At 53.8% G+C, this 11,219-nt stretch carries 12 protein-coding genes; 10 read left to right on the top strand and 2 right to left on the bottom strand.

The features are described from left to right. Positions 1–12: 12 nt before the first annotated feature. Positions 13–1,203 carry a D-arabinono-1,4-lactone oxidase gene (locus tag ACTG33_RS13595; protein ID WP_439135777.1) on the top strand — a complete coding sequence of 397 codons (1,191 nt, stop codon included), beginning with the start codon at positions 13–15 and terminating at the stop codon, positions 1,201–1,203. Positions 1,204–1,236: 33 nt separating this feature from the next. Further along, entirely contained in the window at positions 1,237–2,544 is a 1,308-nt protein-coding gene (locus ACTG33_RS13600; protein WP_439135768.1) for a DSD1 family PLP-dependent enzyme, read from the top strand. Positions 2,545–2,638: 94 nt separating this feature from the next. Here the strand turns inward: ACTG33_RS13600 and ACTG33_RS13605 are convergent, their stop codons facing one another. Both ACTG33_RS13605 and ACTG33_RS13610 read right to left on the bottom strand, forming a co-directional pair. Next, the gene (locus ACTG33_RS13605; protein ID WP_439135769.1) at positions 2,639–4,405 is read right to left on the bottom strand and encodes a DEAD/DEAH box helicase; all 1,767 of its coding nucleotides are present in this window, start codon (positions 4,403–4,405) and stop codon (positions 2,639–2,641) included. A 348-nt stretch (positions 4,406–4,753) separates the two neighbouring features. Continuing rightward, the gene (locus tag ACTG33_RS13610) at positions 4,754–5,197 is read right to left on the bottom strand and encodes a YaiI/YqxD family protein (protein WP_439135770.1); all 444 of its coding nucleotides are present in this window, start codon (positions 5,195–5,197) and stop codon (positions 4,754–4,756) included. Positions 5,198–5,487: 290 nt separating this feature from the next. Here ACTG33_RS13610 and rpsF point away from each other — a divergent pair, with 290 nt between their 5' ends. The 8 genes from rpsF to ACTG33_RS13650 all read left to right on the top strand — a co-directional run bounded on the left by rpsF (position 5,488) and on the right by ACTG33_RS13650 (position 11,018). After that, complete coding sequence (gene rpsF, locus ACTG33_RS13615) at positions 5,488–5,940, top strand: 30S ribosomal protein S6 (RefSeq protein WP_439135771.1); 453 nt, start codon at positions 5,488–5,490, stop codon at positions 5,938–5,940. A gap of 11 nt (positions 5,941–5,951) precedes the next feature. Further along, positions 5,952–6,179, top strand: coding sequence for a 30S ribosomal protein S18 (gene rpsR / locus ACTG33_RS13620; protein ID WP_160968094.1), 228 nt, complete (start codon positions 5,952–5,954; stop codon positions 6,177–6,179). Positions 6,180–6,247: 68 nt separating this feature from the next. Next, a complete protein-coding gene (locus ACTG33_RS13625; RefSeq protein WP_439135772.1) occupies positions 6,248–7,108 on the top strand; it encodes a hypothetical protein in 861 nt (286 codons plus the stop codon). Positions 7,109–7,151: 43 nt separating this feature from the next. Then, the gene (rplI, locus tag ACTG33_RS13630; RefSeq protein WP_439135773.1) at positions 7,152–7,598 is read left to right on the top strand and encodes a 50S ribosomal protein L9; all 447 of its coding nucleotides are present in this window, start codon (positions 7,152–7,154) and stop codon (positions 7,596–7,598) included. A gap of 55 nt (positions 7,599–7,653) precedes the next feature. Next, entirely contained in the window at positions 7,654–7,806 is a 153-nt protein-coding gene (locus ACTG33_RS13635) for a hypothetical protein (protein WP_439135774.1), read from the top strand. Positions 7,807–7,970: 164 nt separating this feature from the next. After that, a complete protein-coding gene (gene dnaB / locus ACTG33_RS13640) occupies positions 7,971–9,365 on the top strand; it encodes a replicative DNA helicase (RefSeq protein ID WP_439135778.1) in 1,395 nt (464 codons plus the stop codon). 101 nt (positions 9,366–9,466) lie between these two features. Next, on the top strand, positions 9,467–10,324 hold the full coding sequence (gene panC / locus ACTG33_RS13645) for a pantoate--beta-alanine ligase (RefSeq protein ID WP_439135775.1): 858 nt from the start codon (positions 9,467–9,469) through the stop codon (positions 10,322–10,324). Positions 10,325–10,538: 214 nt separating this feature from the next. Continuing rightward, positions 10,539–11,018, top strand: a complete 480-nt coding sequence (locus ACTG33_RS13650; RefSeq protein WP_439135776.1) for a glutathione peroxidase — start codon at positions 10,539–10,541, stop codon at positions 11,016–11,018. Positions 11,019–11,219 lie beyond the last annotated feature (201 nt).

Consider the following 11,219-nt stretch of genomic DNA (forward strand, 5'->3'; position numbering starts at 1 on the left):
TGACAGGAAGTCATTACCACTGCGCCAGGGCATGTTCGCCCGGTTGGGGCCGGACACTCTTTTATGCCGCTGGTGCCGACGGACGATACCATTGTGTCCCTCAGTCGCATGAGTGGTGTGGTGTCTCACGATGCGGAGTTGCAGCAGGCGGTTATCCGCGGCGGCACTCGTCTGGGGGATATCGGTGCCCCGCTGGCGGAACGCGGTCAGGCGCTGATCAATATGCCTGACATTGATGAACAGAGTCTGGCGGGTGCGTTGGGTACGGCTACCCACGGCACAGGAGCTTCCCTCGGTTGCATGTCCAGTTTTGTTGAGGGCGTGCAGTTGGTGACGGCTTCCGGCGATGTGCTGGAATGCGATCGCCAGAATAATCCGGATTTGTTTCAGGCGGCACGAGTCAATCTGGGCGCTTTAGGGGTTGTTACCGAGGTTCGGCTGCAAAATCTGGAGCTGTATTCCCTCAAGCGTGAAACCACCTGGATGCCCATTGAGGAAATCCTCGAGACCGCCGAAAGCGTTGCCGATCAAAATCGAAATTTTGAATTTTATTACATTCCGTTTTCCGGCATGGGGTTTCAGGACATTCATAATCTGACCAGTGAACCGCCATCGAGCACTGAGTTGATGGATCAGAATGACGGTGCCGAGACGTTGATGCAGCTGCGCGATTGGCTCAGTTGGTCGCCAAAAGTGCGTGAGCTGGTTTTGGGAAGCTATCTGAAAACGGTGGCAAAGGAGGTGACCGTGGCGCCTTCCTGGCAAACCTACACCAAAGAGCGCAATGTCCGCTTCAATGAAATGGAATACCATCTGCCGCGGGAGAATGCTTTGCAGGCCTTCCGAGAAATCAAAGCGGTGGTCGAGAAAAGCTTTCCCGAAGTGTTTTTTCCCTTCGAGGTGCGCTTTATTAAAAGCGACGATATTTGGCTGAGTCCTTTTTACGGGCGCGAAACCTGTTCGATTGCGGTTCATCGTTTTTTCAATGAAGACTTTCAGCCGATGTTTAAAGCGGTGGAGCCGATCATGAAGAAGTATCACGGCCGCCCGCACTGGGGAAAACTCAATACCATGACCGAATCTGAATTTGCCGGCCACTATCCGCGCTGGAATGATTTCAAAGCGATTCGCCAGGAGTTGGACCCCGCTGGCAAGTTTCTGAACCCCTACCTGAAAAACATTTTTAATCTTGCCGCTGGTTAATACCTGGCGCCATTAATATCGGAGAGTGGTGGCATGGCTGAAGCTAAAAAGACAAGTCGTCGCAAGCTGCTGTTGGGCGGTGCCATGTTGGGGGCTGTGGGTGCCGCAGGTGTCCTGAGACCTTCCGATCGAGGGCGTGATCATCAACCCTACTTTCAGCAGCTCAGTGATGCCCTGACGCAATCCCGACAGGCGACGCCGGCTATGGTGATTGACTTGCCGAAGCTAAAACAGAATGCGGCGGTGCTGAAAAATCATATCGGCAATCGATTTCACTATCGCATTGTTGCCAAATCGCTGCCTTCAATCCCGTTGCTGCAAACCGTGATGGCTGAAGTAGAGAGCAATCGTTTGATGCTGTTTCATGAGCCATTTCTGAGCGAAGTGGCCGTCCGGATTCCCGATGCCGATGTGTTGATGGGCAAGCCGATGCCGGTGATTGCGGCGGAAACTTTTTACAGAAATTTCGACGGCACATCCGGTTTTCGCCCTGACCAGCAGTTGCAGTGGTTGATTGATTCTCCAAGGCGCATGGAGCAGTACCGGCAGCTGGCTCATCAGCAAGGTGTCAGCATGCGCATCAGCGTTGAGCTGGATGTGGGCTTGCATCGCGGTGGAGTCAGTCGTGACGAAGATCTGGAGGCAATACTGTCCATGATTGAAGCCGATCCGGCGTTGGAGCTGGGTGGCTTCATGGGGTACGAGCCGCACGTCGCTAAAGTGCCGGGAGATAAACTGAAGCTGCGCGATACGGCAATGGATCGCTATCAGCACTTTATCCGTGTGGCTGAAACAGCCTTGGGGCGCTCAGTTCAGAATTTGGTGTTAAATGCTGCGGGCAGTCCGACTTATCAGTATTACTGCGGTCGGTTGGATGACCGAACGGATTTTCCGCACAATGAATTGTCGGCGGGTTCCTGTCTGGTCAAAGGAACGGACTTTGATTTAGACAGTCTTGCGGATCATCGCCCCGCCTGTCATATCGCAGCGCCGGTATTGAAAGCGGTGGGAAAAACCGAGATATCCGGTGTGGGGCCACTGACGGACTTAATGACGTTGTGGAATCCAAATCGGGAGCAGGCGTTTTATACCTACGGGGGTTACTGGAAGGCAAAACCGGAGTCGCCGCAGGGATTGAGTACCAATCCGGTATGGGGAAATTCCACCAATCAGGAAATGTACAACGCTTCTGCCAGTGTGCATTTGCAGCCGGATGACTGGATTTTTCTGCGTCCGACGCAAAGTGAATTTGTGTTTCTGCAGTTTGGGGATTTGGTGGTGTACGACAATGGTAGGGTGGTGGATTTTTGGCCGGTGTTGGATCAGGGGAGTCGAGTTTGAGCGGGTGATCGAAAACTGTTCTGAGGACATAAAAAAACGGCCAATCGATGGCCGTTTTTTTGTAGTGCTACTCTTCCCGAATCATTCGGGCGAATTAAGCGCGCGGTGGACGTGGGCTACCGCGATGACCGCCGGGCTTCTTGCCGCCACGAGGTGGTCCCTTTTTGAAAGGACGCTTGCCTGGTCCGCGAGAATCATCATCTTCAATTTTGCCGTCAAAACGAGTCAAATTGATCTGCTGGCCGCGAACACGTACTTTCTTCAGGCTCTGAAGCAGTTCGTCTGGCATGCCTTTGGGCAGATCCACATAGGTATGGCTGTCGCGAATCTTGATGTGGCCGATGTAGTTGCTGTCGATATCGGCTTCGTTGGCAATAGCGCCAACCACGTCGCCGGGCTTAACGTGATAGTTGTGGCCCACTTCCAGACGGAAGGTTTCCAGATCGGCGTCGTTGGTGCGTTCGCGACGTTTGCGGTCAGGACGCTCGCGGCGCTCGCCACGATCATCGCGTTCGCGACGTACGGGCTTGTCTTCCACAATGTCTTTCGGTTGCAGCAGAGGTTTTTCCTGCTGAGCCAGATACGCCAGAGCGGCAGCGATATCCAGCGGTTCAGCCTGAGTTTCTTCGCTGTAGTTCATGATCACTTCGCGGAAAAACGACAGATCCTGTTCTTCAACGGCAGCTGAAATTTGCTGTTTGAACTGGGTGATGCGCTTGTCGGCCACTTGAGCCTTGCTCGGCAATTGCAGTTCGGTGATCGGTGAGTTGGTGGTGCGCTCAATGGTGTAGAGCATGCGTTTTTCACGCGGCGCCACAAACAGAATCGCTTTACCGGTACGGCCAGCACGACCGGTACGGCCAATACGGTGGACGTAAGCTTCGGCATCGTAAGGGATGTCGTAGTTAATCACGTGGCTGACACGGGAGACGTCAATACCGCGAGCGGCAACGTCGGTGGCGATGATGATGTCCAGCTTGCCGTTTTTCAAACGTTCAATGGCGCGCTCACGCAGTTGCTGGCTCATGTCGCCGTTCAGGGCGGCGGCGGAGTAGCCGCGCGCTTCCAGTTTTTCGGCCAGTTCGGCGGTGGCGTTTTTGGTGCGCACAAACATGATGATAGCGTCGAACTCTTCCACTTCCAGAATTCGGGTCAGGGCGTCCAGCTTGTTGACGCCACGAACCAGCCAGTACAGCTGCTCGATACGCTCGACGGTTTGTGTCTGTGCCGCAATTTTGATGACTTCCGGATTGGTCAGATAAGTATCAGCGACCTTGCGGATTTCCTTCGGCATGGTGGCCGAGAACAGGGCAACCTGACGCTCCTGTGGGGTCTGATCCAGAATCCAGGTGACGTCGTCGATAAAGCCCATACGCAGCATTTCGTCGGCTTCGTCCAGTACGACGCTTTTCAGGTTGTCCAGCTTCAGGGTGCCGCGACGCAGGTGATCCATAACGCGGCCGGGTGTACCCACAACCACTTGAGCGCCACGCTGCAGGCCACGAATCTGGCCGCGGTAGTCGGAACCGCCGTAGATGGGCAGTACGTGAAAGCCTTTTATCTTGGAGGCGTAGCTTTGGAAGGCTTCGGCCACCTGAATCGCCAGCTCACGGGTGGGTGCCAGCACCAGCACCTGAGTCTTGCTTACTTTCGGATCGATGCGGGTCAGCAGTGGCAGGGCAAAAGCGGCGGTTTTACCGGTGCCGGTTTGCGCCATACCCAGAATATCCTTGCCTTCGAGAAGGTGTGGGATGGCCTGGGCCTGAATGGGCGAGGGAGTTTCGTAGCCGACGGCTTCGACAGCTTTCAATACAGATTCCGCCAAGCCGAGATCGGCAAAGCGTACGGAGTCATTAGACATGGGTAGACCTTAGGTTAGAGGGGGGCAGTGACTGTTAGCCTTATTAAATCGCCGTGGCATTTCTGCCATAGCAATCTGGGAGTCTCTGCGCTGGCTTGTCTGTATGACAAGGACAGTGCATCTCCCCTCATTCCATAGTCGTGGGCTTCTTTTAGACAAAAGAGGCTCTATAAAAAGAGCTGTGGGTTTGTGTCCATCCGCCAAGGATGTCACGAACGGCCCAGAGTAAGGCGCTTAGCCAATGATCCCGATTACAAGAGGGCGCGAATTATACGCAGGTTGCCAGAAAATTGGCAGTGTTATTTGGATGGATCTTTGAAATGGTTGCTAAGCTGTTGATTTCACGGACTATCGTTTGCTGAGCAGCCGATCCAGAGTGTTGGCAAAAGCCTGTCGATCCTGCTGGTTGTAGGCCTTGGGGCCATCGGTGACCTGCCCGGACGAGCGCATCTCTTCCATAAAGTCGCGCATGGCCAGCCGCTGCTTAATGTTTTCGCGAGTGTACTTTTCACCTCTGGGATTGATGGCCAAAGCGCCTTTCTCGACGACTTCGGCGGCCAGCGGGATGTCGGCAGTGATCACGATGTCGCCATCCTGGCACTGCTGCACGATGTAATTGTCCGCCACGTCAAAGCCGCTGGCCACTTGTACGGTTTTCAGGTGAGGTGAGTTGGGCACGCTGAGCCCCTGGTTGGCCACCAGTGTCGTCAGGATTTGAGCCCTTTGGGCGGCGCGAAACAGGATTTCCTTCACCGGTTTGGGGGTTGCGTCGGCGTCGACCCAGATCTTCATGTGCACGTCTCGGATAGTTGTGGGGCGCCTATGATAAGGCCTTGGGGCGTATCTGACATCTGCTGAGGCCCTTGATTTGTTCTGATTGAGGGCTTGAATGGTGGAGACGCATGTCGGATCGGCTACAAAATGCACAAATCCTTGCATTCCCCCATTCCCGACCATAGAATACGCGACCCTAATTATGGCTGAGGGATCTGTTTCAGAGATTTGGAGCGGATCATAAAGACTTCAGTCCTCCTTGCCTTACTGATCTTTGATCGGGAGGCTTTAACCCGTAAGGAGCTAAAATGCGTCATTACGAAATTGTGTTCCTGGTTCACCCGGATCAGAGCGAGCAAGTAGCAGGCATGATCGAGCGTTACTCTGCATCTATTAACGATGCTGGTGGTGCTGTTCACCGTCTGGAAGACTGGGGTCGCCGTCAACTGGCTTACCCAATCAACAAAATCCACAAAGCTCACTACATTCTGATGAATGTTGAGTGTACCGACGAAGTACTGGAAGAGTTGACTACTAACTTCCGTTACAACGATGCTGTTCTGCGTAACCTGGTGGTTCGCATGGACGAGGCTGTAACTGAAGAGTCTCCCATCATGAAAGCGGAAAAAGAGAGTCGTGAGCGCAAGGCGAGCCGTCAGGATCGTCAAGAGCGTCGCGAAGAGACTGCCGGTGAGTCTTCTTCTAAGAAAGAAGAAAGCTCTGAAGAAGAATCTACCGCTGATAAAGCTGGCGAAGAGTAAGGAGTTGACCCATGGCACGTTTTTTCCGTCGTCGTAAGTTCTGTCGTTTCACCGCCGAAGGCGTGAAGCAGATCGATTATAAAGACCTGGACACTCTGAAAGCATACGTTTCAGAGACCGGTAAAATTGTACCTAGTCGTATCACAGGTACTAAAGCCAAGTATCAGCGTCAGCTGGCTACCGCTGTTAAGCGCGCCCGCTACCTGGCCTTGTTGCCATACACGGATAGCCACGAGTAAGACAGTCAGTACGGGAATCCGGTAATTTTAGAGATCAGTTTATAGTGCGTGCTCTTGCAGAATTTATTATGCGTGGACGTACGCAGGCGTCAGTGGTGGCTCTTATAGGGAGCTGGTTTCCGCTGATCAGTCCGGCTGCGGTAGCTTTGGTGACATTGCGACGCGGTACAGTAGATGGCCTGGCTATTCTGCTGTGGGGCGTATTGCCTGCCGTGGTGGCGTTTGCCATCAGTGATATGGGGCCGCTGATGCCAGTGGTCACAATTGTGGGGATGGTGGTTACGTTGTTGGCCGCCCTGCTGCTGAAAAGCAGTAATGCCTGGCTTCAGGCCCTGATGGGGCTGGTCGCAATCAGTGCGCTGAGTGCGTTGACAATGGGACAGGCAATTCCCGACCCGGTTCACGGGGTAACAGAAGCGTTAGGTGAGGTGTTGGAGCAGATGCAAGCTCAGGCACCGGAAGGCACTGTGATTCAGAAGCCTTCAGAAGTCTTTGTGATTGGCCTGATCGCGTATGTTATGGCAGTTAGCTCTTTCATGAGTTTGCTGCTCGCACGTTGGTGGCAGGCTCTGTTGTATAACCCCGGTGGTTTACAGGCAGAGCTTCATCAATTGCGCCTTAAGCCGGTGGCGACACTGTCATGTGCTGCGGCGGTTTTGTCCTGCTGGTCGCAGGGCGTGGATTATCAGCACTGGGCGGGCCTGTTTGGTTTCCCCTTGTTGGTGGTGGCAGCAACTATTGCTCACAGCGTCGTTAAGACCCGCCAGATGGGCGGACAATGGCTGATTTTGTTTTATATGGTTCTCGTGCTCGCAAGCCCAATTGTATTGATGCTTGCGGTGCTGGATACGTGGATAGACTTTCGTTCGCGCATCGAAGCCAAGTCGGGTCGCCCCCCAAGTCGGGACGATCGCGATTCGGACGATTAAGCGCGATGCGTGAACACTGAATTTAACTTAGAGGATTAACGAAATGAACGTTATTCTGCTCGAAAAAGTGGGTAAGCTTGGCAACATTGGTGACCAGGTTTCTGTGAAGTCAGGCTTTGGCCGTAACTTCCTGATCCCACAGGGTAAAGCAATTCCTGCAACCGCTTCTAATGTTGCAGATTTCGAAGCTCGTCGTGCTGAGCTGGAAGCCGCTGCTGCTGAGAAGAAAGCCGCTGCTGAAGCTCGTGCTGAGAAGCTGGCTGAACTGACCGTAACCATCGCTGCCAATGCTGGCGACGAAGGCAAGCTGTTCGGTTCTCTGGGCGCTCGCGATCTGGCTGCTGCTATCACCGAAGCTGGTGTTGAAGTTGCCAAATCTGAAGTGAAGCTGCCAGAAGGCACTCTGCGTGAAGTTGGCGAGTACGAGATCGACGTACAGGTTCACGCTGAAGTGATCCAGACTGTTAAGCTGAGCGTTGTTGCTGAGTAATTGCAGTCGCTGTAATTGCTGCTGACTGACCACTTAAGGTGGTCAGCTACGCGGTTTGAGCACTTCCGAAGTTTTATTTCTGAATGGCTCAATGATTCGGGCGCTGTCTCGCCCGCTGTCTGTGGATAGCGGTGTCGAGGCGGCGCCCGAGTCGTTTCTGCCTCGCCTGTTTTTCAGCGGGCCGATTTTCTGGCAGACCCCTTGCTAATCTCCCTTGCGCTATGCAAACTAGCCAATTGAGCTTTCTAGTACTTCATTCCTATGACTGATCCGCACGCCTATTCTGCCGATTACCCCTCGGATTCCCCGCCAGATTACGGAGATTCTGATTTTTTCGATGGCTCTGCCCCAACGGCAGCGCAGCGCGACCCTATGCCTCACTCGATTGAGGCGGAACAGGCTGTTCTCGGTGGATTGATGCTCGACAACCAGCGCTTTGATGCGGTGGCCGAGGTTATGTCGGAAGAGGACTTCTATCGCGAAAACCATCGTCATATCTTCCAGATGATGGGCAAGTTGCACGATGCCGGCCAGCCGCTGGATATTATTACGCTGTCGGAAGAGTTAAATCGCCACGATTTGCTGGCGCACGTGGGTGGTCTGCCGTACCTGTCGGAAATGGCGAATCATACGCCCAGTGCCGCCAATATCACGGCCTATGCGCAAATTGTGCGCGAGCGGGCGACCCTGCGGCAGTTGATTCACGCCGCCAATGAAATTAGCCGCTCCAGTCAGAACCCGGCGGGTCTCGATTCGGATGATCTGCTGCAAATGGCCGAGCGGCGCATGGCCGAAATCGCTGAAGATCGACCCAAAGAGGGTGGTTTTCAGGATGTGAATGCACTGCTGAAAACCTCGGTCGAGAAGATTGATCAGCGTTTTCGCTCGGACTCTGCGATTACTGGTTTATCCACCGGGCTGACGGCGCTGGATGAGCGCACCTCGGGTTGGCAGCCGGGTGAGATGATCATTCTGGCTGCGCGTCCTTCTATGGGCAAAACCGCATTGGCGCTGAACTTTGTGGAAGCGGCGCTGATGACTCAGGACCGGCCGTCGCTGGTTTTCAGTATGGAAATGCCGGCGGACTCGCTGGTGATGCGGATGCTGTCCTCATTGGGGCGTATTGATGCGGGTAAGTTGCGCGATGGTTCTCTGACCGAAGAGGATTGGCCGAAATTATCGTCCGCGGTGGCGAAGATGAAAGACAAACCGCTGTTTATCGATGACACCCCCGGGCTTACGCCGCAAGAGGTCAGGGCGCGGGTCAAGCGGGTCACCCGTACTTATCAGGCGGAACTGCAGCAGAAACAGCCGCACCTGTCTCTGGAGGAGCTGGAAGACAAGAGCCGCCCAGCGATGGTAATGCTCGATTATCTGCAGTTGATGCAGGTGGCCGGGCGCAGTGAAGGGCGTACCCAGGAGATCTCTGAAATCTCCCGCTCCCTGAAAGCCTTGGCAAAAGAATACGAGTGCCCGGTGATTGCTCTGTCGCAGCTCAACCGTGGTGTGGAGCAGCGCCCGAACAAGCGCCCGATGAACTCCGACCTGCGGGAATCCGGTGCGATCGAGCAGGATGCGGATGTGATCCTGTTTATCTACCGCGACGAATATTACAACGAGGAAAGCCCCGATAAAGGGGTGGCCGAGTTGATTGTCGGCAAGCAGCGTAACGGTGAAGTGGGTACCAGTAAGGCCGCTTTTGTCGGTAAATTTACCCGCTTTGAAAACCTGGCACCGGAATACTTTAGTCAGGCTGACGACTTCTAGTCTGGCAGATGATTTCTGATTCGCGCCCGAGCTGGCGCGACTGATAACTGGCTGCGCGTTTCATAGCGCGGTCGGCAAACCACCATCGAGAGAGTTGATCCATGCAAATTTTCCATCACATTGCTTCCCTGCGTGACGCCCTGAAGAAAGAGCGCATGGCAGGAAAGCGCATTGGTTTTGTGCCCACCATGGGCAATCTGCACGACGCTCATATCCAGCTGGTTGAGCGGGCCCGGGAAACTAATGACATTGTGGTGTGTTCCATTTTTGTGAATGGTCTGCAATTCGGTCTGAATGAAGATTGGGACAAGTACCCGCGCACGTTTGAGGGTGACTGCAAGCGCCTGCGAGAGGCCAGTTGCGATTACCTGTTTCATCCGGATGATCTGGAGATGTATCCCAATGGCATGGATACACAGACGCGGGTCATTTGTCCCACCATGACGGATGTGCTTTGCGGTGCCAGTCGGCCGGGCCACTTTGAGGGTGTCACTACGGTAGTGACCAAGCTGTTCAATATCGTGCAGCCCGATGAGGCGGTGTTTGGTCTGAAGGATTATCAGCAGTTGGCGGTTATTCGGCGCATGGTCGAAGACTTGTGTATGCCGGTGCAGGTCACCGCAGGTGAGATTCACCGCGAGGCAGATGGGCTGGCCATGAGTTCGCGCAATGGGTTTATCACCGATGAAGAGCGTCCGCGAGTCAGTCAGCTCAATAAGAGTCTTAACTGGGTGGCGGATGAGATTCGCTCCGGTCGTCGCGACTTCGAGGTGCTGGAGGGTGAGGCCAAGCAGCAGATCGAGGCAGCGGGTTTCCGGGTGGATTACTTTACGATTTCCGACAGCAAAACTCTGGAGGCGGCTGCGGTGGATGATCCTGAGTTGACGATTCTTGGGGCAATGTTCACCAGTGGCGCACGTCTGATCGACAACGTGTCCATCAGTCTCGAGGCGTCTTGATCTCGGGTTGATCTAATCATGCCTGGGGTGGGGGCTTTCCTGTCCGGGCATGGCTGTCTGTTTATCCTTCCTTTTTGCTCATCCCTCCCTTCTCCCTTCTTCTGTGCTTTTTCTGTTTTCGGGCTACAAAGGCGTTGCTCAAGTCGTGTTTTTTCGTTATTTTGGTTGTGCACAATTTAATTTTGTATCGACACAACGATAACAGGGGTTATGTATGAGTTTTTTAGCAGAGTATTCGGCGCCGGATCTGGCGGGTGAAGAGCATTCGCTGGAGGGTTATGAGGGGAAGGTTGTACTGGTGGTTAATACCGCAAGTAAGTGTGGTTTTACTCCCCAATACAAGGGGTTGGAGGCCTTGTATCAGAAGTATAAGGACAAGGGATTCGAAATTCTGGGGTTCCCATGCAATCAGTTTGGCAAGCAGGAGCCTGGTGATAGTGAAGAGATTGGTGGCTTTTGTGAGCGCAATTTCGGCGTCACATTCCCTCTGTTTGCGAAAGTTGAGGTGAACGGTGACAATGCGCACCCATTGTTTAGTCACCTTAAGCAGCAGGCGCCGGGTGTGTTTGGTACGGAATCGATCAAATGGAACTTTACCAAGTTTCTGGTGGGTCGCGACGGCAAGGTAGTGAAGCGTTTTGCGCCTAAAGATAAGCCTGAGAGTCTTGAGTCTGCTATTGAGGCGCTTTTATAAGTACTGATTTAACCTGCTGATGGATGGCCGCTGGAAGGTGGGCGCCGGCAGGTGTCGTTGCCACTTGCTGTTATGGCTGTCGCTGTTTGTTGTTGGTGGTGTTTTGATGTGGGTTGTCACTTGTCGTCGCGGGAGCGTGAATGAAGTCTATAAGTCTGGAGCATGATTGTGGCCAATGAAGATCTGATTCGTTTGGATGAG

This window comes from Pseudomaricurvus sp. (assembly GCF_965662505.1).
Taxonomy (GTDB): domain Bacteria; phylum Pseudomonadota; class Gammaproteobacteria; order Pseudomonadales; family Cellvibrionaceae; genus Pseudomaricurvus.